Origin of the sequence: Pseudonocardia nantongensis (assembly GCF_046546495.1) — a bacterium.
Lineage (GTDB): Bacteria > Actinomycetota > Actinomycetes > Mycobacteriales > Pseudonocardiaceae > Pseudonocardia > Pseudonocardia nantongensis.
Genome location: NZ_JBKGXT010000006.1, coordinates 134,906 through 161,409 on the forward strand (window position 1 = coordinate 134,906; position 26,504 = coordinate 161,409).

Annotated in this window: 22 protein-coding genes; 6 read left to right on the forward strand and 16 right to left on the reverse strand. The window is 74.3% G+C overall.

Annotated features, from left to right (window positions below):
• Positions 1–42: 42 nt before the first annotated feature.
• Together ACLFMI_RS08580 and guaB are read right to left on the reverse strand one after the other, a co-directional pair.
• On the reverse strand, positions 43–1,173 hold the full coding sequence (locus ACLFMI_RS08580) for a GuaB3 family IMP dehydrogenase-related protein (protein WP_410947218.1): 1,131 nt from the start codon (positions 1,171–1,173) through the stop codon (positions 43–45).
• A 47-nt stretch (positions 1,174–1,220) separates the two neighbouring features.
• The gene (guaB, locus tag ACLFMI_RS08585; protein WP_410947219.1) at positions 1,221–2,732 is read right to left on the reverse strand and encodes an IMP dehydrogenase; all 1,512 of its coding nucleotides are present in this window, start codon (positions 2,730–2,732) and stop codon (positions 1,221–1,223) included.
• 121 nt (positions 2,733–2,853) lie between these two features.
• Between guaB and ACLFMI_RS08590 the strand changes: the two genes are divergently transcribed.
• Entirely contained in the window at positions 2,854–3,267 is a 414-nt protein-coding gene (locus ACLFMI_RS08590; RefSeq protein ID WP_410947220.1) for a DUF5319 domain-containing protein, read from the forward strand.
• A gap of 121 nt (positions 3,268–3,388) precedes the next feature.
• Here ACLFMI_RS08590 and ACLFMI_RS08595 read toward each other — a convergent pair whose 3' ends face one another.
• The 3 genes from ACLFMI_RS08595 to ACLFMI_RS08605 all read right to left on the reverse strand — a co-directional run bounded on the left by ACLFMI_RS08595 (position 3,389) and on the right by ACLFMI_RS08605 (position 6,488).
• Positions 3,389–4,582, reverse strand: coding sequence for an anti-sigma-D factor RsdA (locus ACLFMI_RS08595; protein ID WP_410947221.1), 1,194 nt, complete (start codon positions 4,580–4,582; stop codon positions 3,389–3,391).
• Positions 4,575–5,150 carry a sigma-70 family RNA polymerase sigma factor gene (locus ACLFMI_RS08600; RefSeq protein ID WP_410947222.1) on the reverse strand — a complete coding sequence of 192 codons (576 nt, stop codon included), beginning with the start codon at positions 5,148–5,150 and terminating at the stop codon, positions 4,575–4,577. The genes ACLFMI_RS08595 and ACLFMI_RS08600 overlap by 8 nt, the downstream gene beginning before the upstream one ends.
• Positions 5,151–5,891: 741 nt before the next feature.
• Positions 5,892–6,488: a response regulator transcription factor gene (locus ACLFMI_RS08605; protein ID WP_410947223.1), complete on the reverse strand. Its 597-nt coding sequence runs from the start codon at positions 6,486–6,488 to the stop codon at positions 5,892–5,894.
• Positions 6,489–7,088: 600 nt separating this feature from the next.
• On the opposite strand from ACLFMI_RS08605, the gene ACLFMI_RS08610 reads away from it, so the two are divergent.
• Entirely contained in the window at positions 7,089–7,430 is a 342-nt protein-coding gene (locus tag ACLFMI_RS08610; RefSeq protein ID WP_410947224.1) for a WhiB family transcriptional regulator, read from the forward strand.
• A 103-nt stretch (positions 7,431–7,533) separates the two neighbouring features.
• Here the strand turns inward: ACLFMI_RS08610 and groL are convergent, their stop codons facing one another.
• From groL to ACLFMI_RS08625, 3 genes are all read right to left on the reverse strand, one after another.
• The gene (gene groL / locus ACLFMI_RS08615; protein ID WP_410947225.1) at positions 7,534–9,156 is read right to left on the reverse strand and encodes a chaperonin GroEL; all 1,623 of its coding nucleotides are present in this window, start codon (positions 9,154–9,156) and stop codon (positions 7,534–7,536) included.
• A 127-nt stretch (positions 9,157–9,283) separates the two neighbouring features.
• Positions 9,284–9,574 carry a co-chaperone GroES gene (gene groES, locus ACLFMI_RS08620; RefSeq protein ID WP_010225616.1) on the reverse strand — a complete coding sequence of 97 codons (291 nt, stop codon included), beginning with the start codon at positions 9,572–9,574 and terminating at the stop codon, positions 9,284–9,286.
• Positions 9,575–9,755: 181 nt separating this feature from the next.
• Complete coding sequence (locus ACLFMI_RS08625) at positions 9,756–10,160, reverse strand: hypothetical protein (protein WP_410947226.1); 405 nt, start codon at positions 10,158–10,160, stop codon at positions 9,756–9,758.
• A gap of 332 nt (positions 10,161–10,492) precedes the next feature.
• Here ACLFMI_RS08625 and ACLFMI_RS08630 point away from each other — a divergent pair, with 332 nt between their 5' ends.
• Positions 10,493–11,404: an aldo/keto reductase gene (locus ACLFMI_RS08630; protein ID WP_410947227.1), complete on the forward strand. Its 912-nt coding sequence runs from the start codon at positions 10,493–10,495 to the stop codon at positions 11,402–11,404.
• A 10-nt stretch (positions 11,405–11,414) separates the two neighbouring features.
• Here ACLFMI_RS08630 and ACLFMI_RS08635 read toward each other — a convergent pair whose 3' ends face one another.
• Positions 11,415–12,965: a helix-turn-helix domain-containing protein gene (locus ACLFMI_RS08635; RefSeq protein ID WP_410947228.1), complete on the reverse strand. Its 1,551-nt coding sequence runs from the start codon at positions 12,963–12,965 to the stop codon at positions 11,415–11,417.
• Between the two features lie 125 nt (positions 12,966–13,090).
• Here ACLFMI_RS08635 and ACLFMI_RS08640 point away from each other — a divergent pair, with 125 nt between their 5' ends.
• From ACLFMI_RS08640 to ACLFMI_RS08650, 3 genes are read left to right on the forward strand one after another with little or no spacing between them, the layout of a single operon-like run.
• Complete coding sequence (locus ACLFMI_RS08640; protein WP_410947229.1) at positions 13,091–15,130, forward strand: hydantoinase/oxoprolinase family protein; 2,040 nt, start codon at positions 13,091–13,093, stop codon at positions 15,128–15,130.
• On the forward strand, positions 15,127–17,106 hold the full coding sequence (locus ACLFMI_RS08645) for a hydantoinase B/oxoprolinase family protein (RefSeq protein ID WP_410947230.1): 1,980 nt from the start codon (positions 15,127–15,129) through the stop codon (positions 17,104–17,106). Before ACLFMI_RS08640 ends, ACLFMI_RS08645 begins: the two co-directional genes overlap by 4 nt.
• A 40-nt stretch (positions 17,107–17,146) precedes the next feature.
• On the forward strand, positions 17,147–18,388 hold the full coding sequence (locus ACLFMI_RS08650) for an aminotransferase family protein (protein WP_410947231.1): 1,242 nt from the start codon (positions 17,147–17,149) through the stop codon (positions 18,386–18,388).
• A gap of 58 nt (positions 18,389–18,446) precedes the next feature.
• On the opposite strand, the gene rimI is transcribed toward ACLFMI_RS08650, so the two are convergent.
• From rimI to glmS, 7 genes are read right to left on the reverse strand one after another with little or no spacing between them, the layout of a single operon-like run.
• Entirely contained in the window at positions 18,447–18,929 is a 483-nt protein-coding gene (gene rimI / locus ACLFMI_RS08655) for a ribosomal protein S18-alanine N-acetyltransferase (protein ID WP_410947232.1), read from the reverse strand.
• Positions 18,926–19,762 (reverse strand): tRNA (adenosine(37)-N6)-threonylcarbamoyltransferase complex dimerization subunit type 1 TsaB, encoded by an 837-nt coding sequence (gene tsaB, locus ACLFMI_RS08660; protein ID WP_410947233.1) that lies wholly within the window; start codon positions 19,760–19,762, stop codon positions 18,926–18,928. The genes rimI and tsaB overlap by 4 nt, the downstream gene beginning before the upstream one ends.
• 11 nt (positions 19,763–19,773) lie before the next feature.
• Positions 19,774–20,274 (reverse strand): tRNA (adenosine(37)-N6)-threonylcarbamoyltransferase complex ATPase subunit type 1 TsaE, encoded by a 501-nt coding sequence (gene tsaE / locus ACLFMI_RS08665; RefSeq protein WP_410947234.1) that lies wholly within the window; start codon positions 20,272–20,274, stop codon positions 19,774–19,776.
• Complete coding sequence (locus ACLFMI_RS08670) at positions 20,271–21,755, reverse strand: alpha/beta fold hydrolase (RefSeq protein ID WP_410947235.1); 1,485 nt, start codon at positions 21,753–21,755, stop codon at positions 20,271–20,273. Before ACLFMI_RS08670 ends, tsaE begins: the two co-directional genes overlap by 4 nt.
• Positions 21,752–22,960 carry an alanine racemase gene (gene alr, locus ACLFMI_RS08675; protein WP_410947236.1) on the reverse strand — a complete coding sequence of 403 codons (1,209 nt, stop codon included), beginning with the start codon at positions 22,958–22,960 and terminating at the stop codon, positions 21,752–21,754. Before alr ends, ACLFMI_RS08670 begins: the two co-directional genes overlap by 4 nt.
• Positions 22,957–24,483 (reverse strand): NAD(P)H-hydrate dehydratase, encoded by a 1,527-nt coding sequence (locus ACLFMI_RS08680; RefSeq protein WP_410947237.1) that lies wholly within the window; start codon positions 24,481–24,483, stop codon positions 22,957–22,959. The genes alr and ACLFMI_RS08680 overlap by 4 nt, the downstream gene beginning before the upstream one ends.
• A gap of 35 nt (positions 24,484–24,518) precedes the next feature.
• On the reverse strand, positions 24,519–26,393 hold the full coding sequence (gene glmS / locus ACLFMI_RS08685) for a glutamine--fructose-6-phosphate transaminase (isomerizing) (protein WP_410947238.1): 1,875 nt from the start codon (positions 26,391–26,393) through the stop codon (positions 24,519–24,521).
• Between the last annotated feature and the right edge of the window lie 111 nt (positions 26,394–26,504).

Genomic DNA, 26,504 nt, shown 5'->3' on the forward strand with positions numbered 1-26,504 from the left:
CCGGCCGGACCGTCGGCAAACGTCGCGCGGAGCGGCTGCGGGTCAGACCCGCAGGTTCAGCCCGACCCGCTGGAACTCCTTCAGATCGGAGTAGCCGGTCTTGGCCAGGGCCCGGGCCAGCGCCCCGAACAGGTTGGTGGTGCCGTACGGGCTGTCGGTCGGCCCGAAGAGCACCTGCTCCAGCGACCGGCCGGACCGGGCCAGCCCGGTGACCTCGGACCGCGGCAGCGACGGGTGCGCGGCGGACGAGGTCCAGTACAGGCCCCCGGCGGGGGACTCGTCGGCCTCGGCGAGCTGCTCGCCGAGCATCACCGCGTCCGCCCCGCAGGCGACCGCGCGGGCGATGTCGCCGGAGGTGCCGATTCCGCCGTCGGCGAGCACGTGCACGTACCGGCCGCCGGTCTCGTCGAGGTAGTCGCGGCGGGCGGCCGCGGCGTCCACGATCGCGGTCGCCATCGGCACACCGACGCCGAGCACCTCGTCGGTGGTGGTGGCTGCGGACTGGCCGTAGCCGACGATCACGCCGGCCGCGCCGGTGCGCATCAGGTGCAGGGCGGTCCGGTAGTCCCCCACCCCGCCCGCGACGACCGGGACGTCCAGGTCGGCGATGAAGTCCTTGAGGTTGAGCGGCTCCGGGCCGGACTGCGAGACGTGCTCGGCCGAGACGATCGTGCCCTGCACGATCAACACCTCGACGCCGGCGGCGAGCAGCGCGGGGGTCAGTTCCCGGGCCCGCTGCGGGCTGACCCGGGCGGCGACCGTGTGCCCGGCCTCGCGCACCGGGCGCAGCGCCTCGGCGATCAGATCCTCCCGGACCGGGGCCTGGTGCAGCTCCTGCAGCAGGGCCACGGCCGAGTCCGGGGAGTCCCCGGTGGCGGCCTCGACCACCCGCTTCAGCGCACCCTCGGCGTCGCCGTGCCGGGCCCACAGGCCCTCGGCGTTGAGCACCGCCAGTCCGCCCAGCCCGCCGATGGCCACCGCCGACGACGGCGACACCACGGCGTCGGTCGGATGGGTCACCAGCGGGATGTCGAACCGGTAGGCGTCCAGCTGCCAGTGCGTGGACACCACCTTCGAGCTGCGGGTCCGCCGCGACGGCACGATCTCGATCTGGTCGAGGTCGTAGGCTCGTCGGGCCTCCCGGCCCATCCCGATCTCCACGAGGTCACGCACGAGCACACCCTAAGCCGTGGCCTCGCACCGCCCGTCCCCGCCCGGGGTCAGCGCGCGGCGTAGTTCGGTGCCTCGACTGTCATCGTGATGTCGTGCGGGTGGCTCTCCTTCAGCCCGGCCGCGGTGATCCGCACCAGCTTCGCCTGCTGCAGGTCCGCGATCGACTGCGCGCCGACGTAGCCCATCCCGGAACGGAGCCCGCCGCCGAGCTGGTGCACCACCGAGGACAGCGGCCCGCGGAACGGGATCCGGCCCTCGATGCCCTCCGGGACCAGCTTGTCCTCGGACAGCACGTCGTCCTGGGCATAGCGGTCCTTGGAGTAGGAACGGCCGGCCGCCCCGGCCCGGGGCTGCATGGCAGCCAGCGACCCCATCCCGCGGTAGGTCTTGAACTGCTTGCCGCCCACCAGCACGACCTCGCCGGGCGACTCCGCGGTACCGGCCAGCAGCGAGCCCAGCATCACCGTGGAGGCCCCGGCCGCGATGGCCTTGGCGACGTCGCCGGAGTACTGGATGCCGCCGTCCCCGATCACCGGGACGCCCGCCGGGGCGCACGCCCGGGTGGCCTCGTAGATCGCGGTGATCTGCGGGGCACCGACCCCGGCGACGACCCGGGTGGTGCAGATCGAGCCCGGCCCGACGCCGACCTTCACCGCGTCCGCGCCCGCCTCGACGAGTGCCTTGGCGCCTTCGTAGGTGGCGATGTTGCCGCCGACGACGTCGACCTGGTCGCCGACCTCCGCCCGCAACTTCGCGACCGTCTCGACCACCCGACGCGAGTGCCCGTGCGCGGTGTCGACCGTCAGGACGTCCACCCCGGCCTCGACCAGCTGCATGGCGCGCGAGTAGGCGTCGTCGCCGACGCCGACCGCGGCGGCCACGACGAGCCGGCCGTCCGGATCCTTGGTGGCCAGCGGGTACTGCTCGGTCTTGTTGAAGTCCTTGATCGTGATAAGGCCGCGCAGGACGTCCTCGCCGTCGACGATCGGCAGCTTCTCCAGCTTGTGCCGGCGCAGCAGGCCCAGCGCCGCCTCCGCGGTGACGCCGACCTTCGCGGTCACCAGCGGCGCCCGGGTCATCACCTCGGACACCGGACGGTCGGTGCCGATCTCGTACCGCATGTCCCGGTTGGTGATGATCCCGACCAGCCGGCCGCCGTCGTCGGTCACCGGCACGCCGGAGATCCGGAACTTGGCGCACAGCGCGTCGACCTCGTCCAGCGTCGCCTCCGGCGAGCAGGTCACCGGATCGGTCACCATCCCGGCCTCGGACCGCTTCACCACCTCGACCTGGGCCGCCTGGGCCTCCGGGGCCAGGTTGCGGTGTAGCACCCCCAGGCCGCCCGCGCGGGCCATCGCGATGGCCATCCGGGACTCGGTCACCGTGTCCATCGGGGACGACACCAGTGGAACCTGGACCCGCACCCGACGGGTGACCTGGCTGGAGGTGTCCGCCGTACTCGGGATCACGTCGGACTCCGACGGCAGCAGCAGGACGTCGTCGAAGGTCAGTCCGAGCATCGCGAACTTCTCCGGCAGGCCGCCGATCTCGCTCGTCATCTGAAGAGGCACCCCTGGCAGTCGCACGTACCGCGGCGGGCGCTCGCCGCATTGCGCCATCGTACGTGCCGGCGCGGGGTGGCCCTGCTCCCGGACCACCCAGCCGGGTAGCGTGTACGCCGTGTCACCAGAGGCGCTGCCACCGGACCCGTTCGCCGGAGACCCGGATGACCCCGCGCGCTCCCTGGAGGCGCTGGACGACGGGGACGACGACGCGTTGAACGGTTTCGGTGCCGAGGACGAGGGATCCGAGCTGACCGAGGCCGAGCGCGGCGAGATCCTGGCCGATCTGGCCGACCTGGCCGTCTACCAGGCCCTGCTGTCCGGCCGCGGGGTGCGCGGCGTAGTGGTGGACTGCATGGACTGCGGTGAGCAGCACTTCCACGAGTGGAACCTGCTGCGGGCGAGCCTGCAGCAGTTGCTCGACGAGGGCCGGATGCGCCCGCACGAGCCGGCTTTCGACCCGGACCCGGCGCACTACGTCACGTGGGAGTACTGCCGCGGCTACGCCGACGCGACCATCGCCGAGGACTGAGCCCGGCCCGGCGGCGCCCAGCTCCACCTGAAGCCCAGCTCCACCTGAAGCCCAGCTCCACCCGGACGGAAGAACGGCCCCGGAGGACAACCTCCGGGGCCGTTCCGTACTGCGGGTCCGCTCAGTTCGGGGTGCTGCTGACCGACCCGCTCGACGACGACGACGGCGAGGTCGGACGGTCCGGGTCGGCGGAGCCCTCACCGGCCGCGGTGGGCTGGGTCGGGGACGGCGTGGTGGTCGTCGTCGGGTCCGCGGACCCCTCGGTCGACGGCGAGGACTCCGGCGGGTCGGACGGCGCCGTCGGCGACGGGCTCCCGGATCCACCCGGTCCCTCCAGCACCTGCGGCGGGTCGCTCGGCGACGAGCTGCCGCTGCCACCCGGAGACGTCGAACCGCTGGTGCCGCCGGGGCTGGTCGAGCCGCTGGTGCCACTCGGCGACGAGCTGCCCGACTCCGGCCGCGGGGCCACCGGCTCCGGCGGGGTCGGCCGCCCCTCGGAGGACGCCGGCGGGGGCGGTGCCGGGGTGCCGTCCTTCAGCGGAGCCTGCGGGTTGATCGGCGTGCCCGGGGTCGCCTCCGCCGCCTTGGCCCTCAGGAACCGCTGCTGCTCGGAGAAGTAGTCCTGGTGCTCCTGGCCGACCCTGTCGACCAGCGGACCGAACTCGGCGAGCGCCCGCTGGGCACCGGCGGGGTCCCCGACGGCCAGCCTGGCGTTCACCCGCTCGATCCCCGCGCGCAGCTCGGACCGGGCCTGGACCTGCTGGGCGTGCTCGGTGTAGAGCACCCGGGTGACGCCCCACAGGGCGTCGCCGGGCTGGGCCTCGTGCGCGCCGATCGAGACCACGGCCAGGGCGCAGGCGGCCACCGCGGCGGCAGCGACCAGCGGCCGCAGGAAGCTCACCTTCCGGGACGGCTTCGCCGGCTGCAGCATCTGCACGGCCTCGTCGGTGTCGACGAGCTCCGGCATCGGCTCGTCGTCGATCTCCGCCTTCCAGGACGCGAGCATCGCGACCAGGCGGTCGTCGGCGTCGTAGCCCTGCCGGCCGGGACCGGAGACGCTCAGCCCGGAGGAGAGCGCGTTGATCAGCTCGTCGTCGGCCTGCAGCTCGACGAGGTCCACCGGGCCGTCCTCGTCGGGCTCGGCGAACGGGCGGCCGACGGGAGCGCCCGCGGTGCGGTGACCGTTGCTGTGCGCCGGGTCCCGGGGCCCCGCGCCCGACTCGCCGAAGCGACCGCGGGTGACCGGCGCCGACTCGCCTTCCCGCCCGTCGCCGGGGAGAGGGGCGTCCGGGCCGTGCGGATCCTGGTCACGCATCCCGGACCACCTCCTCACTCATGATCTTCCGAAGCCGGGACAACGCCCGGTGCTGAGCCACCCGGACGGCGCCCGGGGTCGAGTCGACGGCGGCCGCGGTCTCCTCCGCGGACAACCCCACCACCACCCGCAGCACGATGATCTCCCGATGCTTCTCCGGGAGGACTTCCAGCAGCTTGGACATCTCCTGGGACAGCTCGACCTGCAGTGCCCGTGCTTCCGGGCCCTCCGCCATCTCGATCCGGTCCGGCACGTCGGCGACGGGCTCGGAGCGGTTGCGGGACGCTGCACGGTGCGCGTCGATCACCTTGTGCGACGCGATGCCGTAGACGAAAGCGAGGAAGGGGCGTCCCTGCACCCGGTACCCCGGCAAGGCCGTCAGCACGGCAAGACACACCTCCTGGGCGACGTCGTCCGCCGAAACGGACCCTCGGTCGGCGCCCAGTCGTGCCCGGCAGTAGCGCACGACGAGCGGCCGAATCACTGCGAGAACGCGCTCGACAGCGGAGCGATCACCGGCCATGGCCGATTCGATCCACTCGTCGGGTACGTCTCTTGATTCACTCATCGTGGGGAACCGCCCGGGCGTTACGAGACTCCATCAGTGTCATCCGATCGTGGAGGCAACCCGCGATCAGGCAGGGGTGGCCGCAGCGGCACCACCGTATCCGAGGGCCCGTCGCATGCGGGAGTCGCTCCATACCGGATCCGACGAACGTGCGGGGTGTCCGGTTGCCCGCCCCGGCGGGTGCACGCGGTCACCAGGCGACCACGGTCGGCCAACGGTCCGGGACGCGTCGGATCCGTCGATACGAAGATCATCGCTGGTCGCGGGGCGGCCGGGGACCGGTCGCGGACCACTCGGCGCGGGCGGCGTCCGGTTCGGCGCCGACGCAGCCGTCCCGACGGGGACGCCGGTAACGCACGGGGCGGAAGGGACGAAAGGGGCGACCGGAACGGGTGCGCCGAGGCGCGACGACCGCCCGGCGCACGCGCGGTGGCGGTGTCAGCACACCCGCGGCGAGGGTGTCGCCGCACACACGAGTGCTCACCGCGCACGCGCACCACACACGCGGCACCGCCGTGCACCGCGCGGGGTGGCGGGAGGAGACCCGGCGGGATCCGGTCGCGGGGAGCACGATCGGGAACCACCGGGGCGGGCCGCCGGTCGAGGACCGGGGCCGTCGGCTCGAGTCGGACCGCGGGGGCCCGGTCCGACTCGCCGGACGTCCGGACGCGGGCGTCCGGACTGCGGTGCGCTCGGAGCTCGTCGGTTCCGAGCGTCCCGCGGGTGGGGCGGAGGGTCCGGTCAGGAGACCAGACCGCGGCGGAACCCGTGCGCGACGGCCTGGGCGCGGTCCCGGACGCCGAGCTTGCGGAACAGCCGCCGCGCGTGCGTCTTCACGGTGTCCTCGGACAGGTAGAGCTCGCGGCCGATCTGGCCGTTGCTCTTGCCCTGGCTCATGCCGCGCAGCACCTGCAGCTCGCGCTCGGTGAGCTGGACTCCCGGGTCGGTCGGCACCCGCGGGGTCGGCACCGAGGTGCTCGCCAGGGTGTGCGCGAGCGCGGCGACCAGCTCGGGACGCGAGGCGTCCCAGCGCAGGTAGCCACGGGCCCCGCCGGCGATCGCGGCGGCGATGCTCCCGGCGTCGTCCGGGGCACCGAAGACGATGACGTTCGACTGGGGGTGCGCCGCGACGAGACGGCGGGTCGCCTCGACCCCGGTGGGCACCGCGCGCTGGGTCCCGACCAGGACCACGTCGACGGACTGGCGGGCGTAGCGGGCGAGGAGTTCGTCCCCGTGGGCCACGCAGTCGATGCGCTGGACCCCGGGGACCGCGGACATGACGCGAGTCAGACCCTCGCGGACGCTGCGACGATCGTCGCAGATGAGTACCGTCGTCACGACGATTCCTTCCTGCAGCTTCCTGCAGCCGGGTGATATTCACCCTCCGAATCGGCGGGTGACCCTCTCACCTTGACACGGTCGGGGCGAATTTGTGCCCTCCGTTCGGAACTCTGTCCCACCTGCCTCAGCGTCATGTGGGTGAAGCGTCGCCGAATGGAGTAGTCCGTACGGTACATCCTTCGGACCAAGGTTCGGAGTCGCCTCCCGCAGCAGGTCCCTGCCGGGTCGGTCACTTCGCGTATAGAGGACGCTCACCGTGTGCAACACTGCATGTCGGCGACCCTCCGCATCCGTTTGGCGACCGCGCGTATCCAAAGGTGACGCTCCGGCGTGTCGGCCGGGTCCGCCGGCACGGCCGACCGGGCAGCCGGTCGCCCGATCGGCCCTGGCGAGCAGCGCGGCCGGCCCGGGTCGGGGCCCGCGCACCGGTGTCGAACCGGCCGAGCGCATCGGTGGTCAGGCCGGTGAGCGCGTCCGGCGACTCCCGCGACCGTTCACCGGTCGCGCACGATCGATCTCGTCGCACCAGGTTTGCCCCCGCCGTACCCCGGGAATCTGGACCTCGACACGGTCCGAGGTCGAAGGCAGGTGACGAACATGGCGGACATCAGGAGGCTTCCCGGCCCGGTCGCCGACATCTACGACTGGCAGATGGATGGAGCCTGCCGGGGGATGGACAGCGCGTTCTTCTTCCACCCCGAGGGTGAGCGCGGACCGGCGCGGGCCCGTCGGGAGAACCGCGCCAAGCAGGTCTGCCGGACGTGCCCGGTCCTGCAGCAGTGCCGCGAGCACGCGCTGTCCGTGCACGAGCCGTACGGGATCTGGGGTGGACTGTCCGAGTCCGAGCGGGACGCGATCATCCGCGGGCCCCGGCGCACGCTCAAGGTCGCCGAGACGGCCTCCGCCGCGCCGGTCGAGAAGTCGCTCGGCACCGCCTGAGGAACCCCGCGGACCGCGGCCGTCCGGCCCGCGGTCCGCCCCGCGACAGACGAAACGGCGGGCGACCCGAGGGTCGCCCGCCGTTGTCGTGTCGCAGACGAACTCAGTGGCCGTGACCGTGGCCGTGGCCCCCGGCGGCCGCCGGCTCCTCCTCCTCGGGCTTGTCCACCACGGCGCTCTCGGTGGTCAGCACCATGCGCGCGATGGAGGCCGCGTTCTCGACGGCCGACCGGGTCACCTTGACCGGGTCGATGACGCCGTCGGCGAGCAGGTCGCCGTAGGCACGGGTGGCCGAGTTGTACCCGGTGCCCCAGCCCTTCTCGGAGACCCGGGACACCACGATGGCGCCCTCGTCGCCGCCGTTGTCGGCGATCCAGAACAGCGGGGCCGACAGCGCCTTGCGCAGGATCGCCACGCCGGTGGCGGCGTCCCCGGTCAGGCCGAGGTTGCCGTCCAGCTCGCCGGCGACGTGCACCAGCGCGGACCCGCCGCCGGGCACGATGCCCTCCTCGACCGCGGCCCGGGTGGCCGAGACCGCGTCCTCGATGCGGTGCTTGCGCTCCTTGAGCGCGATCTCGGTGGCCGCCCCGGCCCGGATGACGGCGACGCCGCCGGAGAGCTTTGCCAGGCGCTCCTGGAGCTTCTCGCTGTCCCAGTCGGAGTCGGAGTCCTCGATCTCGCGCTTGAGCTGCGCGACCCGGCCGTCGACGTCGGCCTTGGAGCCGGCGCCCTCGACGATCGTGGTGTTGTCCTTGGTGACCACGATCCGCCGCGCCCGGCCCAGCAGCTCCAGACCGGCCTCGCTGAGCTTGAGGCCGACCTCGGGGTTGATCACCTGACCGCCGGTGGCGATCGCCAGGTCGTCCAGGAAGGCCTTGCGCCGGTCACCGAAGAACGGCGCCTTCACCGCGGCGACCTTGACGGTCTTACGGATCGAGTTGACGACCAGGGTGGACAGCGCCTCGCCCTCGACGTCCTCCGCGATGATCAACATCGGGCGGCCCTCGCCGAGCACCTTCTCCAGCAGCGGGAGCAGGTCCTGGATCGAACCGATCTTGTCCCGGTGCAGCAGGATGTAGGCGTCCTCGAGCACCGCCTCCATCGACTCGGAGTCGGTGACGAAGTACGGGGACAGGTAGCCCTTGTCGAACTGCAGACCCTCGGTGATCTCCAGCTCGGTCGCGAGGGTGGAGCCCTCCTCGACCGTGATCACGCCGTCGTTGCCGACGGTGTCGATCGCCTGGGCGATCAGGTCGCCGATCTCCTGCTCGCGGGACGCGATCGCACCGACCTGGGCGATGTGGCTCTTGCCGTCGACCGGGGTGGCCTTGGCCAGCAGGGCCTCGGACACCTTCTCCGCGGCGGCCGCGATGCCCTCGCCGAGCGCGGCCGGACCGGCGCCGGCGGCCACGTTGCGCAGGCCTTCCTTCACCAGGGCCTGGGCCAGCACGGTGGCGGTGGTGGTGCCGTCACCCGCGACGTCGTTGGTCCGGGTGGCGACGGACTTCGCGAGCTGCGCGCCGAGGTTCTCGTAGGGGTCCTCGAGGTCCATCTCGCGGGCGATCGTGACGCCGTCGTTGGTGACGGCCGGGCCGCCGAACTTCTTGTCGATGACCACGTGCCGGCCGCGCGGGCCGAGCGTCACCTTCACCGCGTCGGCGAGCTGGTTCACGCCGCGCTCGAGCGCGCGACGGGTCTCCTCGTCGAAGCTGATCTGCTTCGCCATCTCTTCTCTCAGCCTCTCGTCAAGCTCTCGGGGGAGCTCGGGTTCCGGGGTACGAAATGCGACCGCCCCGGCCGGACCACCGTCCGGTGGACCGCCGGGGCGGTGCGCTACGCGGTGCCCGGCAGCGTCAGTTGACGACAGCCAGAACGTCGCGGGCGGAGAGGATGAGGTACTCCTCGCCGTTGTACTTGACCTCGGTGCCGCCGTACTTCGAGTAGATGACGACGTCGCCGACGGCCACGTCGAGCGGCACGCGGTTGCCGTTGTCGTCCACCCGGCCCGGGCCCACGGCCAGGACCTTGCCCTCCTGGGGCTTCTCCTTGGCGGTGTCCGGGATGACGATGCCGGAGGCGGTGGTGGTCTCCGCCTCGCTGGCCTGAACGACGATCTTGTCCTCGAGCGGCTTGATGTTCGCCACGACGATGACCTCCCCTTCCTGGGGTGAATCCGGTGTCACGGGTTTGTCCGGTGTCAGCAGCGCTCGCGTACCTGTCCGGGCCCCGCCGTCGCGGGTGTCGAGGCACCGGTGGCCCTCACGTGCGCTTTGGCACTCTACTCATGAGAGTGCCAGAAGCCGGGCGGGGGCTCAACCGGCTCCGTCACCCGGGTGGCGGTGAGCCGGGCGGCGTGCCCGGCCGCACCGTCCCGTCGCCGGGCGCGGCCAGGTCGAGCAGCCGCCCGGCCGCGTCCGCCGGCAGCCGGCGCCGGCCGCGCAGGTGCCGGAAGACCGGTGCGAGCAGGTCGTCGGCGAGCAGGTCCGCCCGCGGCAGCGGGACCGCCAGCCGGTGCACGACGAACGGCGCCCACCAGCCGCCCTCCACCCGCGCCCGGGCCTCGGTGACGGCATCGGCCAGCGCCACGACACCGCCTCCCGGCCCCGTCCGGTAGACGACCGCCCGGTCCCCCGCCGCCGTCGTCCGCAGGCAGCAGGGCCGCGCAGGGGGCTCCGCCACCTCGGCGGCGTCCCACAGCAGGATCGAACTGGGCAGCGCGGCGGGATGCACACCGTGGCCTACCCACACACCCGGGCGCGAACCCCTCGGCACCGGCCTGTCCGACCCTGCCCGCCGCCCCAGGGGGGCCCTCGGGGCCCGGGGGCATCTTCGGGGCCCGGGTAGAGGCGAGGGTGCCCCTCGGGACATGTGGATACCCACGGCCGCGGCGCGGCCGGGGATGGTGCACCGTTGCCGGCGTCCCGAGGTGCCGCTGCCGGCCGCCCGGCGTCCGACCGGCCAGGGCATGCGGCTGTACCGGCGTGCCGGGTCCGGCGGCCCGGTCGGCCGGGCCTGGACCCGGCCTGAGCTGCAGCCGTCGCGGCGGGGGTAGCGTCCCCGCCGTGGCTGACCTGGTACTCGGCGCGAACGTCTTCGGCTGGACGGCGGACCGCGACACCTCGTTCGCGGTGCTCGACGCCTTCGTCGAGGCCGGCGGGACGATGATCGACACCGCGGACTCCTACATGCACCGCGCGCCGGGCAACTCCGGTGGCGAGTCCGAGGCGGTCCTGGGCGAGTGGATGGCGGCCCGCGGCAACCGGGACTCCCTGCATCTGGCCACCAAGGTGGGCGGGCTGCCCGGGCGGGCCGGCCTGGGCGGCGGGAACGTCGCCGCGGCCGCGCGGGACTCGCTGCGCCGGTTGGGCACCGACCGGATCGACCTCTACTACGCCCACCGCGACGACCCGGACACCGCCCAGGAGGAGACCCTGGACGCGTTCGACGCCCTCGTCCGGGAGGGCCTGGTCCGGGAGATCGGCGCGTCGAACTTCTCCACCGCCCGGCTGCGCTCGGCGCTCGAGATCTCGGCACGGGACGGCCTGGCCGCCTTCACCGCGGTCCAGCCGCACTACAACCTGATGGAGCGCGACGACGTCGAGACCGCCCACGTCCCGCTCGCGGAGTCGGCGAGCCTGGCCCTGTATCCGTACTACGGGCTGGCCAAGGGCTTCCTCACCGGCAAGTACCGCGCCGACTCCCCCGCCCCGGACTCGCCGCGCGCCGAGGGAGCCTCGGCGTACCTGGACTCGCGGGGCCGCGCGGTGCTGGCCGGGCTGGACGAGATCGCCGCCGGTCACGAGGTGCCGGTGCCGGCCGTCGCGCTGGCCTGGCTCGCCGCGCAGCCGGCGGTGACCGCCCCGATCGCCAGCGCCCGCACCGTCGAGCAGCTCGCCGGCCTGCTCCCGATGCGCGAGCTGCAGCTGACCTCCGACGAGCTGGGGTTGCTGTCCTACCTGTCGGCGACGACCTGAGCCCTGCCACTCACGGCCGTCGGTGCTCGATCTCGTCCCGGAACGCCAGGTAGAGGTTGGCGACGGTGGACGTGGCCGCGATCGGCGTCCCGAGCACCGCCTCCACCTTCCGCAGCCGGTACCGCACCGTGTTCGGGTGCACCACCAGTTGCCGGGCGGCCGTGGCGACGTCCTGGTCGCTCGCCAGGTAGGCCGCGACCGTCGCGAGCAGGTCCGGTGACCGGGCGAGCTCGCCGAACTGCCGCTCGAACCGGTCGGTCGCCCGCGGGTCGCCGTCCCGGCTCGCGGACAGCCAGGTCGCGTAGTCGATCTCGTCCAGCCGGACGAGGCCGCCCCGGCCGTTCCGGCGGCGGGCGAGCCGGTACGCCGTGCCGGCCTCCGCACCCTGCTCCGGGCACGCGGTCAGGTCGGTGAACGGACCGCCGGTCCCGACCGCACCGGTCGCCGCCGCGGACTCCAGCCACCGGCACCCGGCGGCGTCGTCGGCGACCAGGGCGGTCGCGCTGATCCCGGCGCCGGCCCGCTCGGAATCCTCGAGTATCAGCAACCGGACCGGCTCGTCGGTGGCGGTGGCGGCCCGGTGGCCGCTACCCGGGCGGGAGGGTTCCGGCGCGTCCCAGCGCACCATCCGCAGCGGCTCGCCGGGACGCAGCCCGAAGGCACGCAACCGTTCCCAGGTCTGCCGGACCCGGGCCGGCGGCAGGCCCGCGAGCAGGGTCGAGAGCAGCCGGGCGGCCTCCACCCGTTCCTGATCGGCGGTGAGCACCCTGACGCTGTTGGCGGCCACGAGCACCCGCGCGGCGGTGCGGAGCAGGTCGTCGCCGAGGTCGTCGAGCACCCGCGGCTCCCGCGAGGCGATCACGAGGTGGTGGTCGGACGGCCCGATCCGCAGCGGGCGGTGCCGCACGTCCCAACGGCCCACCGCGAACGGGCGGGTCCCCTCCGCCCGCCGGACCTCGTCGGCGATCAGCCGGAACGGCCCGGCACCGGTCGCCGCGACGGTCCGCCCGTCGGCGTCGAGCAGGGCCGCGGAACCGCGGACGAGGGCCCCGAGCCGGGCCATCAGGGTCTCCGTCGGATCGGTGGAGTCCAGCGCGCCGAGCAGGTCGTCCTGCAACCACACCGTCCGGCGCAGCAGGTAGGTCTCGCCCGCCAGCACGCCGCGGGTCACCGCCTCCTCGATGCGGGCGAAGGGCACCTCGGGGTCGACCGCGACGACCGGGATCCCGTGCACGCGGGCCGCGCGGGTCAGCCCCGCGGGCACGTCGTCGAACACGATGCCGACGCCGAACAGCACGCCGGCGATCCGGGCCGCGGCCAGCGAGGCGACCAGCGCAGCCCAGTCGCCGTCGTCCGGGCCGGCCGCGTCCAGCCGCAGCCCGGTGGTCAGCATCAGGGTGCCCGGCCGGAGCCAGCGGGCCGCGTCCGCGATCTCGATCGAGTGCGCACCGCGCACGACGACGTCGAGGTCCGCGCCGTCCACCGGGCTCAGGCCGAGGGCGGGCTCGGACACCAGGCGGCGCAGCGTGAGTGCGCCGGGCGCCACCTCGGACACGTGCACCGCCCGTCTTGTGCGTTCGGACAAGGATCGACGCTTCGAACTGTAGATCCGACAGTGACGACGAGGAAGGGATCCGGTCAGGGTGGTCCCCGTCACTGCACGGCACGGACGGCGACGGAGGACCGATGAGCAGGCAGCGGGTCGCGATCGACGTCGGGGGGACCTTCACCGACGTCTGCGTGTTCGACGAGGACGCCCACGACGTACGGGTCACCAAGGTCCCGTCCACACCGGACGATCCGATGCGCGCGGTGCTCGACGGCGTTGCCCGCGGCCGGATCGACCTGCGGCGGGTGGCGCTGTTCTCACACGGCACGACGGTCGCGACCAACGCCCTGATCACCCGCAGTTTCCGACCGGCGGCCATGGTGACCACCCGCGGCTTCCGGGACGTGATCGAGATCCGGGACGGCACCCGGGACGACCTGTGGGACGCCTACGCCGACGTGGCCCCGCCCTACATCCGGCGCCGGGACCGGTTCGAGGTACCGGAGCGGATCGACCAGGCCGGACGGGTGGTGACCCCGCTGGACGAGGACGCGGCGCGGGAGCTGGCCCGGCTGCTGCGCCGGCGCGGCGCGCAGACCGTGGCGGTCTGCTTCGTCAACTCCTACGCCAATCCCGCCCACGAGATCCGGATGCGCGAGATCCTCGAGGAGGAGCTGCCCGGGGCCGCGGTCTCGACCAGCGCCGAGATCCTGCCGGAGATCTTCGAACACGCCCGCTTCACCACGACCGTCGCCAACGCGGTGCTGGCCCCGCTGGTCAGCGGCTACGTCGGCCGGCTGGCCGAGGAGCTGCGCGCGGGCGGCTACACCGAGGACCTGTTGCTGCTGCACTCCGGCGGCGGGTCGATGACCCCGCGCACCGTCGAGCGCTACCCGGTCCGGCTCGCCGCGAGCGGGATCGCGGCGGGCGCGATCGCCGCCCGGCACGTCGCGGCCCAGTGCGGGTTCGCCGACGCGATCGGCCTGGACATGGGCGGCACCAGCACCGACCTGTCGCTGGTGCACGGCGGCGCGCTGCGGATGACCAAGGAGTGGTCCGTCGAGTACGGCCACCCGATCATCTTCCCGTCGATCGAGGTGCTGACGATCGGCGCGGGCGGCGGCTCGATCGCGCACATCGACGACGCCGGGTCGCTGCGCAACGGCCCGCAGTCCGCGGGCGCCGACCCCGGCCCGGCCTGCTACGACGGCGGTGGTGAGCTGGCCACCAACTCGGACGCGAACATGTACCTCGGACGGCTCGGCGACTCCCTGGCCGGCGGGGCGAAGCAGCTGCGTCGCGACCTGGCGGAGAAGGCACTGCGCACCACGGTCGCCGACCCGCTCGCCCTCGGCGTCGACCGGGCGGCCGAGGCGGTGCTGGAGGTCGCGAACGCCAACATGGCCGACGCCGTCCGGCTCATCTCGATCCGCCGGGGTCTGGACCCGCGCGAGTTCGCCCTCGTCGCGTTCGGTGGCGCGGGCGGCCTGCACGGCGCCGACATCGCCCGCGAGCTGAGCATCCCGACCGTGATCGTGCCGCCCAACCCGGGCGTCACCTCGGCGCTGGGCTGCCTGCTCGTCGACATCCGGCACGACCTGTCCGCGATGTTCGGCGGCCGCGCCGACGAGATCGACATCGCCGACTTCGAGGACGCGTTCGGTGGGCTGGAGTCCGAGGCCGCGGCCCGGATGACGGCCGAGGGCGTGGCGGACGCCGACGTCGTCCTGCAGCGGACCGTGTCGATGCGTTACCTCGGCCAGTGGCGATCGCTGCAGGTCGACTGCGGGCGCGGACCCGGTGCGCTGGACGAGGCCGTCGAGCGGTTTCACGAGCAGCACGAGCGCGAGCACGCGTTCCGCCGGGACGACACCCCCGTCGAGATCTACCAGCTGGGGCTCACCGCGATCGGCACGACGCCGAAGCCGTCCTTCCCGGCCCGTCCGGCGGCCGGCGGTGCACCGGCACCGGACCGTCGTCGCCCGGTGCACTTCTCCGGGGCCGGCTGGGTCGACACCGCGGTGTACGACCGGGCCGGCCTGCAGACCGGCCACGCGTTCGACGGCCCGGCCGTCGTCGAACAGCTCGACTCGACCACGCTCGTGCCACCCGGGTGCCGGGCCGAGCTCGACGAGTGGCTCAACATCCGCATCCGGATCGTGGGAGGGAACCGATGACCGACACCCAGCAGGCACCCCTGACCCCGGCCGGGCTCGACCCGGTGACGTTCGAGGTGCTCAAGAACGCCTTCGTCACCGCGGTCGACCTGATGAGCGAGCAGATCATGCGGACCTGCTACTCGTTCGTCATCTACGCCCGCGACTTCTCCTCCGCGCTCTGCGACACCGAGGGCAACACCGTGATGCAGGGCAGCGACGACATCGCGGTGCACGTCGGCACGCTGCACTTCCAGTGCAAGGCGGTGCTGGAGCAGTTCGGCGACGACATCCACCCCGGTGACGTCTTCGCCGTGAACGACCCCTACCGGGGCGGCACGCACTTCAACGACGTCAGCTTCATCCGGCCGATCGTCGTCGACGGCGAGATCCTCGGTTACGCGCAGAACAAGGGGCACTGGGCCGACATCGGCGGGTCCGTGCCCGGCTCGTTCGACGTCAACGCGGGCGAGCACTTCGGCGAGGGCCTGCGGATCACCCCCGTGCGGGTCTGGAGCCGGGGCCGCAGGCTCGACGACGTGACGCAGCTGCTCGTGTCCAACACCCGCTCGCCCTACAGCAGCACCGGCGACCTGAACGCGCAGGCCGAGGCGACCTCGGTGTGCGAGCGGGAGGTGCTGCGGCTGGTCGAGCGGTACGGCCGGGACACCGTCGTCGCGGCGATGACCGGGGTGCAGGACTACGTCGAGCGGCTGGTCCGGGCCCGGCTGGCCGAGCTGCCCACCGGGACCTGGGAGACCGTCGACCATCTCGACGCCGACCCGGGTGCCGGCGAGGGCCTGATCCCGGTGCGGATCCGGATGACGATCGACGCCGACGGCGTGTTCTACGACCTGAACGGCAGCGCGCCGGTGGTGTCGACGTTCCTCAACTCCGGGTACGGAACGACGTTCTCGGCGCTCTACGCGGGGACCAAGACCTTCTTCCCCGAGGTCCCGCTGAACTCGGGCTTCTACCGGGTCGTCCGCGGTGACATCGGACCGGAGGGCACGGTGGTGAACGCCGGCTGGCCCTACGCCGTCACCGGGTTCTGCTCGGGACCCTACGAGAAGCTGATGAACGGGTTGTTCGAGATGTGGTCGGCCGTGATGCCGGAGCGGGCGATGGCGTGCGCGTTCAACCTGGAGTACCTGCTGATCGGCGGCCGGGACGTGCGGACGGCCGATCGCCCCTTCTTCATGTGGTACGACTGGATGGCCGGTGGCTGGGGCGCCCGCGCGACCAAGGACGGGCCCAACGCGTCCTCGCCGGTGTTCGGTCCGGGCCTGGCCGTGCAACCCGTCGAGGGCCAGGAGCGGCTCTCCCCCGTGATCATTACCGAGCACCGGATCGTGCCCGACTCCGGTGGTCCGGGCCTGCACCGCGGCGGCTGTGGCCTGGAGAAGGGCGGCACCCTGACCGACTGCGCCGGCACCGTCATGTCCTACTGCTGCGACCGCGCGCGCTCGGTCACCTGGGGCATCGAGGGCGGTCTGCCCTCGGTCCCGCACGGGGTGTGGCTGAACCGCGGCACCGCCGACGCCCGCTTCCTGGGAGCCACGTTCTCCGGGGTCGAAGTGGGTCCCGGGGACACCTTCACCCGGCCGTCGGCGGGTGGCGGCGGGTTGGGCGATCCGCTGACCCGCGACCCGGCCGCGGTGCTCGAGGACGTCGTCGACGGCTACGTCTCCGTGGACGGCGCCGAGCGCGACTACGGGGTCGTGATCCACCCGATGGACCCGGAGCTGGACCGCTACGAGCTCGACGCCGCGACGACCGGGACGCGGCGGGCGGAGATCCGGGCCGCCCGCCGTTCCTGGCTCGAGAGCGACCCCGAGGAGGTCGCGCGCCGCTACCGGGACGGCGAGCTCGACACCGCCGACCTGGTCCGGCGCTACGGCGTCGTCGTGGACTGGGGCACCGGCGAGCTGCACCCGGACACCACCCGGGAGTATCGCGAGCTGCTGGCGCGCCGCGCCGTCGCGCACTGGACCTGACCCGACCCACCCTTGCCACACCGACCTGGGAGTACACCGAATGTCCGCGTTCTGGCACCCGTTCGCCGCCATGCATTCCGTCCGCGACAGCCGGGTGACGATCACCCGCGGCGAGGACGTCTGGGTCTTCGACGACGCCGGGAACCGCTACCTCGACGGCACCGCGAGCCTCTGGTACGCCAACGTCGGGCACGGCCGCCGGGAGATCGTGGACGCGATCACCGACCAGCTCGGCCGGCTGGAGGCCTACTCGACGTTCACCGACTTCGCGAACGAGCCGGCGCTGGCGCTGGCCGACGAGATCGCCGCGCGGGCCCCGATGGACGACGGCAAGGTGTTCTTCACCAGCGGCGGCGGCGACTCGATCGAGACCGCAGCCAAGCTCGCGCGGGAGTACTTCGCCGCCGTCGGGGAGCCGCAGCGCACCGTGCTGCTGCACCGTGAGCACAGCTACCACGGCACGCACGGCCTGGGGACATCGCTGGCAGGCATCCCCGGAAACCGGCTGGGCGCTCCGTTCACGCCGGACGTCGTGCAGGCCCCGTGGGACGACGCCGCCGGGCTGGAGAAGACGATCGTCGACGTCGGCCCGGAGCGGGTCGCGGCGTTCTTCTGCGAGCCGGTGATCGGCGCCGGTGGGGTGCTGCCGCCACCGGAGGGCTACGTCGAGGCCGCCGCCGAGATCTGCCGCCGGCACGGGGTGCTGTTCGTCGCCGACGCCGTGATCTGCGGCTTCGGCCGGCTGGGCGACTGGTTCGGGGTCGAGCGGTTCGGGGTGCGGCCGGACATCGCGGTGTTCGCGAAGGGCGTCACCGCCGGCTACCAGCCGCTCGGCGGGATCGTCGCGTCCGGCCGGGTCGCCGCCCCGTTCTGGGACGAGCCGGGCCGGGTGTTCCGGCACGGCCAGACCTACGCCGGGCACCCGGCGGCCTGCGCCGCGGGCCTGGCCACGATCGCGCTGCTGGAACGCGACGGCCTCCTCGAGCGGGCGCGCGCACTGGAGTCGCAGCTGCTGGAGCGGCTGCAGGGCATCACCGATCACCCGCTGCTCGACCACGCTCGGGGCGGCGTCGGTGTGCTGGGGGCGCTGGGTCTGGACCCGGACCGGCTCGCCCGGACACCGGACCTGCCGCAGCGGGTGTTCCGCGCGGCCCGCGACCGCGGGGTGCTGATCCGCCCGCTGGGGACGGCGATCGGTTACTCCCCGCCACTGACGACCACCGCCGCGCACCTGGACCTGCTGGCCGAGGCCACCCGGGCCGCGCTGGACGACGTCGCGTGATCGACGCACGGGCGGTGATCCCGGCCACCGGTGACCGCTCCCGGCGCCCGATGCGTGATCACCCGGCCGGAGCGGTGCCGGGCGGGTCACGGCGCATGGTGTGCGCGTCCGCACCGGAGGGCCGGTAGTAGCGCTTCCGGACCCCGACGACCGTGAACCCGCAGGACTCGTAGAGCGTGCGGGCGGGCTCGTTGTCCGTCCGCACCTCCAGGAACACCGTGGCCTGCAGCTGGTCGGCGGCCTCGAGCAGCGTCGCCAGCAGTGCACGGCCGACCCCGTGCCCCTGCCAGGCCGGGTCGACCCCGATGGTGTGGATCTCGGCCTCGGCCTGCGGCGGCCCCGCGACGACGGCGAGCCCGCCGTAGCCGACCAGCTCGCCCCCCGGCCCCCGGGCGGCCCGGTAGAGGTGCCCGGCCGAGACCTCGTCGCGGAACGCCTGCGCGCTCCACGGGTCGTCGCCGGGGAAGAGCAGCTCCTCCAGTTCGGCGCAGCGCTGCGCGTCGGCCCGGTAGAGCGGGCCGACCGTCACGGTCGCGCTCATACCGTGACGCGCTTGCGCCCGGTCGGCTCGACGGCGTCCGGGCGGCGCAGGTAGAGCGGTTCGACCGGGGCGGGTTCCCCTCCGGCGCGGAGCGCGGCGTCGGCCACCCCGACCAGGCCGGCAGGCGTCGCGGCGGCGGGTCCGGTGACCGCGACGCCGAGCCGCTCGGCGAACGCCGGGTCACCGGCGACCGTCCCGACGGCCAGCTCCGGCAGCCGGGCGGCCAGCGCACCGGGCGGTTCCACGGTGGGCCCGGTGAGCCGGCGGGCGGCCGGATCGTAGGCGGCCCAGTACACCTCGCGGCGACGCGCGTCGGTGACCACCAGCAGGTTGTCCGGCCCGGCCTCCGGGTGCCCGGCACCGGGCTCGGCGACCCCGGCCGCAGCGGTCTCGATGCGCGTTCCGCCTGCGCTCCACGCGGTCTCCATGCGCGTTCCGCCCGCGCTCCACGCAGTCTCCATGCGCGTTCCGCCTGCGCTCCACGCAGTCTCCATGCGCGTTCCGCCTGCGCTCCACGCGTGCGCGATCGCGTCGTGCGAGCACACGCCGTGCACCGGCACGTCCAGGGTGTGGCCCAGCGCCGCGGCCGAGGCGATGCCGACCCGCAGCCCGGTGAACGGCCCCGGCCCGGCCCCGACGACGACGGCGTCCACCTCGGGCAGCGACCGGCCGGACTCCGCGCAGAGCGCGCGGACGGCGGGCATGAGCAGCTCACCGTGCCGGCGATCGGCGTGCGCGCGGGACGCCACGACCCGCGGCGCGCCGGAGGCGGGCAGCTCGACCAGCCCGGCGGTCACCATCGCGGTCGCGGTGTCCAGGGCGAGTACCAGCACGGTCGGCCAGCCTACGGGCGCCCGGCCCGGCGCAGCGTGGCGACCCGGGTCTCGTCGTCGCGGCGTTCCAGGACGACCTCGACCGCGGAGGACGCGAGCCGGTCGGCCACCCCGCTCCCCCACTCGACGGCGACGACCGCCCGGTCCAGCTCGGTGTCCAGGTCCAGGTCGTCGAGCTCCGCGGCGACGTCGGTCGCCGTGCCGTCCGCCCCCGCCCCGCCGAGGCGGTAGGCGTCCACGTGCACCAGGGCCGGACCGTCGCCGGCGGGCGGGTGCTCGCGGGCGATCACGAACGTCGGCGACGCGACGGGGCCGGTCACCTCGAGCCCGCGGGCCAGCCCGCGGACCAGCGCGGTCTTGCCCGCCCCGAGCGGCCCGGCGAGCAGCAGGACGTCCCCTGCGACGAGCTCGCGGCCGAGCTCCGCGCCGAACGCCTCGGTGTCGGCGACCGTGGGCAGCTCCCGGTGCACCGGGTCGCCGCCCGACGCCGGGACCAGGGGCCGGTGGGTCACGCCGGGCCCTTCCGGCCGCGACGCGCCCGCGGGCCGGGCATCCCGCGGCCGAGCCGGCCGGTCGGGCCCTTCGCACCGCGGCTCCGCGCACCGTCGCTCGTCGTCCCGCCGCGCTTCGCGCCGGTCCCCTTCGCGGCAGCACCCTTCGTGCCGGCACCCTTCGCGACAGCACCCTTCTCGTCGGCGCCCTTCGCGTCTGCGCTTTTCGTGCCGGCGCCCTTCTCGTCGGCGCCCTTCTCGTCGGCGCCCTTCGCGTCGGCGCCCTTCGCACCGGCGCCCTTCGCGGCGCCGTCCTCGGTCGCCCCGGTGCCCGCCACGCCGTTCTTCGGCGTGCCGTTACCCGCCGTGCCGTTCTTCGTCGTGCCGCGCTTCGCACGAGCCTTCCACCGGCCGCCGCGGGTGCGCTCGGTGCTGCGTTCGACCAGGTCCCCGAGCTCGTGGGCGACCTTCTCCGGCTGCTCCAGCATCGGCATGTGCCCGACCCCGGGCAGCCGGACCAGCCGGGCGGTCGGGATCGCGTCGGCGATCGCCTCGCTGTGCCGGAACGGGATGATCCGGTCGGCGTCCCCGGCCAGCACCAGCACCTCGGAGCCGGACAGTCCGGGCAGCGCGGCCAGCCGGTCGTGCGTGCCGAGGGTGTCGACGAAGTCGGTGAGCGCCCCCACCGCGTTCGAGTCGATCATGGTGTCGACGAGGTCGACCATCCGCGGGTCGACCTGCCGGTCGCCGTAGGCGAACCGCTTCGTGATCGCCCAGATGACGTCGCCGAGCGCGCGCCGTCCGGTCTCGACGAGCGTCGGCTGCCAGGCCGCGAGCCCGCCGAGGGCCCGGGTCACCGGGTTGCGCCGGGACAGGAACGTGCCGGGCAGCCCGGAGCGGCTCGCCACCTCCCCGGCCGACGTCGCGACCAGCGCGACCCCGGCAACCCGCTCGTGAAACAGCTCCGGGTGCTGCTCGGCGAGGGCCATCACCGACATGCCGCCCATCGAGTGCGCCACCAGCAGCAGTGGCCCCTCCGGGGCCAGGGTGCGGATCACCGCGGCCAGGTCCCGGCCGAGCTGCTCGATCGTGCAGGACTCGGCCGGCGCCCGCTCGGAGCGGCCGTGGCTGCGCTGGTCGTAGAGCACCATCCGCACCGACGGCCCGGACAGCCCGGCCAGGAACGGCCGCTGCTCCTGCCAGGTCCGCCGGTCCAGCGCGAACCCGTGCACCAGGACGACGGTGAGCCCGGGCTGCGACCCGTCGGCCGGCCCGACCTCCTCGCAGGCGATCCGGACGCCGTCGTCGGCGGTCACCGAGCTCTCCTCGCCGAGCGCCCCGGCCGGAGGTGCCCCGCCGTGCTCGGCCATCTCGGTGGCCAGGGTGCGCCGTGCCGTGGCGATCCGGCGGCGCTGGGTGGCCACCCCGACGCCGGCCGCGGCGCCCGCCGCGCCGACCAGGCCACCGGCGACCCCGGCGACGGTCCATCCCCTGCGGCTCATCCGCTCCTCCCACCGGTCACGGACCGCCGCACCCGGCCCTTGATTCCGGTGACGATCTCGTAGTGGATGGTGCCGAGCTCGTCGGCCCACTCCCGTGCCGTCGGCCCGTTCCCGGCGCCGGTGCCGAACAGCTCGACCGGGTCGCCGACCGTGACCGGCAGCTCCCCCGGCGCCCCGCAGTCGACGACGAACTGGTCCATGCAGACCCGCCCGGCCACCGGCCGGACCGTCCCGGTCCCGGTGCCGGTGCCGCCGAACCGCACCCGCATCCGGCCGCCGTTGTTCAGCCGGCGCGGGACGCCGTCGGCGTAGCCCAGCGGGACCAGCGCCAGCACCCGCTCGGCGGGCGCCGTCCACTCGTGGCCGTAGGAGACGCGCTCCCCCGCCGGAACCGTCTTGACCAGCGCGACCCGCCCGCGCACCGTCATCGCCGGGCGCAGCGGGCTGTCGGCCGGTTGCGCGATCGGGTCCAGGCCGTAGGCGGCGATGCCCGGCCGGACCAGGTCCAGGTGCAGATCCGGACGGGTCAGCGTGGCCGCGGAGTTGGCCAGGTGCAGCAGCGGGGCGTGCCCGCGGCTGCGGACGTGCGCGGCCGCGGAGTGCAGCCGGGCCGCCTGCGCGTCGATGCTGGGGTCGCCGGGCTCGTCGGCGCGGGCCAGGTGCGACCACACCGCGGTCAGCTCGGCGAGCTCCCCGGCCGCGATGACGTCGTCGACCAGGGCCGGCCACTCGCCGGGCGGGCAGCCGTTGCGGCCCAGCCCGGTGTCCGCCTTGAGGTGCAGCCGGGCCGGTCGGCCTGCGGCCCGCGCCCCGGCCAGGACGGCGGCCAGGTGCTCGCGGGAGGACACGCCCAGCTCGACGTCCGCGGCGACCGCGGCGGCGAAGTCCTCGTCGGGCAGGTGCAGCCAGCTCAGCAGCGGCGCGGTGATCCCGGCGCCCCGGAGTGCGAGGGCCTCGTCCAGGGTGGCGACGCCGAGCCGGTCGGCCCCGGCCTCCAGCGCGGCCCGGGCGACCCCGGCGGCCCCGTGCCCGTAGCCGTCTGCCTTGACCACGATCATCGTCGCGGCCCCGGATGCGGCGGCCCGGTCGGCGAGCAGCGTGACGTTGTGCCGCACCGCGTCCAGATCGACGACGGCCTCGGCCCGCGGCACGCCGAGGGCGTGCCCGGGAGCGGGGTCGGTTGCAGGCAACACGGCCGCGATCATCGCATCCCGGACCCGCCCACCGGCGTCCCGCGTCCGCCGCGGGCGGGCGTCCCGGCCGCCCCGGCCGCGGCGCGCACGCCGCGGATCGCGTCCGGGAGCGCGGCCTGCAGCGCCGACGCCGGGGCCGGTACCGGCGGCGACCCGTGCGCATGCGCGGCGAGGGTCGCGGCGCGGGCGTGCACCAGCGTCGCGCAGCCGGCCGCCCACCAGGGCTCCAGCCCGGCCGCGAGCAGCGCGCCGATCATGCCGGTGAGCACGTCCCCGGAGCCGGCCGTCGCCGCCCAGGAGTCCCCGGCCGGGTCGACCAGGGCCCGCCCGTCCGGCGCCGCGACGACGGTGGCGTGCCCCTTGAGCAGCACCGTCACCCCCAGCTCGGCCGCGGCCCGGCGGGCCGCGCCGATCCGGTCGGTGCCCACCTCGCCGGCGATCCGGGCGAACTCCCCGGCGTGCGGGGTGAGCACGACCGGTTCGCCGGCGACCCGGTCCCGCAGGTCGGCGTGCTCGGCCAGCAGGGTGATGCCGTCGGCGTCCACGCAGGTCGGAACCCCGCGGTGGAGCACCGCCTCCAGCACCGACCGGCCGCCGTCGCCGGTGCCGATACCCGGCCCGACCGCCCAGGCCTGGGTGCGTCCGGCGTCGGTGATGTCACCGGTCGCGACGATCTCCGGCCGGTGCCTGCGGACCTCGTCGGCGGCCGACCCGGCGAACCGGACCATCCCGGACGTGCTGAGCGCGGCCGCCCCGGCAGCGAGCACGGCGGCGCCCGGGTAGGTGGCCGAGCCGGCCGCGATCCCGACGACGCCCTGGGAGTACTTGTCGTCGTCCGGGCCGGGGACCGGCCAGCGGATCCCGGCGTCGGCGTCGTCGAGCAGCCAGGCGTGCGGTTCGCCCAGGTACGGGCCGAGCCCGAAGTCGACCAACCGCACCGGGCCGCAGACCGGCGCGGCCAGGGCGTGCACCGCCTTGCGGGTGCCGAACGTGACGGTGCGGGCGGCCCGCACATGCGGGCCGTCGGTGCCACCGGTGTCGGTGTCGACGCCCGACGGCAGGTCGCAGGCCACGATCGGGACCCCGGCGTCGTCGGCGGCGGCGACCAGCGCCGGGGCGGGGTCGCGCAGCCCGGGTCGCCCGGAGATCCCGACGATGCCGTCGACCACGACATCGGCGTCGGCGACCCGCGCACGCGCGTCGTCGAGGGTGTCGTCGGTGACGGGCAGCACGCGGCCGCGGGCCGCCCGCAGGGCGGCCAGGCCGGCCGGGTGCGCGCGGTCCGGGACGAGCAGCAGCGCCGTGACGTGCGCGCCGCGCCGGCGCAGCCCGGCCCCGGCCCAGAGGACGTCGCCGCCGTTGTCCCCTGCGCCGACCAGCAGCACCACCCGGCGTCCGTAGCCGGCGCCGAGGAAACCCCGGACGTGCGCCGCCAGCCCGGCGGCGGCGCGGCGCATCAGGACCCCGTCGGCGACGGTCGCCTGCATCGCGCCCTCGGCGGCGCGGACCTGGTCCGCGGTATAGACCCCGTTCACGCCCGCCGACGGTAGCCGCTCACCCGCGCGACGGCTTACTCCACCGTGACGGACTTGGCCAGGTTGCGGGGCTTGTCGACGTCGTAGCCGCGGGCCCGGGCGATCTCCGCGGCGATCACCTGCAGCGGGATCGTCGCCACCAGGGGCTGCAGCAGCGTCGGGACGGCGGGGAGCTCGAAGAGGTGGTCGGCGAACGGCCGGACCGTCTCGTCCCCGGTCTCGGCGATCACCACGGTCCGCGCCCCGCGGGCCTTGATCTCCTGGATGTTCGACAGCAGCTTCGAGTGCAGCACGGCCCGGCCCTTCGGCGACGGCATCACGACGACGACCGGCAGGCCGTCCTCGATCAGCGCGATCGGGCCGTGCTTGAGCTCGCCTGCCGCGAACGCCTCGGCGTGCATGTAGGCGAGCTCCTTGAGCTTGAGCGCGCCCTCCAGCGCCACCGGGTAGCCGACGTGCCGGCCCAGGAACAGCACCGCCTTCGACGGCGCCAGCTCCTGACCGAGCGCACGGGCCTCGCCGAGCGACTCCAGCACCTCGGCGACCGCGGACGGGATGGCCTCGAGCTGCTCGAACTCGCGGACCACCTCGTCCGGGTACTTGGTGCCGCGGGCCTGGGCGAGGGCCAGGCCGACCAGGTAGTTCGCCGCGATCTGGGCGGTGAACGTCTTGGTCGCCGCGACCCCGATCTCCGGGCCGGCGTGGGTGTAGATCACCGCATCGGACTCGCGGGGGATCTGCGCGCCGTTGGTGTTGCAGATCGCCAGCACCCGGGCCTTCTGGTCCTTGGCGTGCCGCAGCGCCTCCAGGGTGTCCGCGGTCTCGCCGGACTGCGAGATGGCGACGACCAGCGTGGACCGGTCCAGCACCGGATCCCGGTAGCGGAACTCCGAGGCCAGCTCGATCTCCACCGGCAGCCGGGTCCAGTGCTCGATCGCGTACTTCGCGAGCATCCCGGAGTGGTAGGCGGTACCGCAGGCGACGACGAAGACCTTCTCCACGTCGCGCAGGTCCTGGTCGGTGAGGCGCTGCTCGTCGAGGACGATCCGCCCCTCGACCAGGTGCCCGCGCAGGGTGTCGGCGATCGCGGCCGGCTGCTCCTCGATCTCCTTGAGCATGAAGTAGTCGTGGCCGCCCTTCTCGGCGGCGGCCAGGTCCCAGGTCACCCGGAACGGGTTGACCTCGACCGGCTGCCCGTCGAGGTCGGTGACGTCGTAGCCGTTCCGGGTGATCGTCACGACCTGGTCCTGACCCAGCTCGACGGCGTCGCGGGTGAACTCGATGAACGCCGCGACGTCCGAGGCCAGGAACGTCTCGCCCTCACCCAGGCCGAGCACCAGCGGCGACGAGCGCCGGGCGGCGACGATCCGGTCCGGGTCCGCCGCGTGCGTCACCACCAGGGTGAACGCGCCCTCCAGCCGGCGGGCGACGGCCCGGACGGCGGCCGGCAGGTCGCCCCGGGCGTCCTCGGCGCCGGCGAGCTCGCCGGCGAACGCGAGCGCGACCAGGTGCGCGGCGGTCTCGGTGTCGGTGTCGGACTCGGCCCAGATGCCGCGCGCCTCCAGCTCGGCGCGCAGCTCCATGAAGTTCTCGATGATGCCGTTGTGCACGACCGCGACCTGGCCGTCGCTGCTGCGGTGCGGGTGCGCGTTGCGGTCGTTCGGCGGTCCGTGGGTGGCCCAGCGGGTGTGCCCGATCCCCGACGTGCCCGCGAACCGTTCCCGGCCGACCTCGTCGACCCGCGCCTCCAGGTTCGCCAGGGCCCCGGCCCTGCGCTCGATCAGGAGGCCCCCGTCGAGCGGAAGGGCGACACCGGCCGAGTCGTAGCCCCGATACTCCAGACGGCGGAGCCCGCCGAGGACGACGTCGAGTGCGACCTGATGACCGACGTAACCGACGATGCCACACATGCCGTTGAGGGTATCGGCGCCGGTTTCGTGATCTTCCGACGCAGGGTGCCCGGCGCGGCACGCCGGGTGCTATGGCGTGTCGGGCGGAGCACGACCGGCCCCGGTACGGTG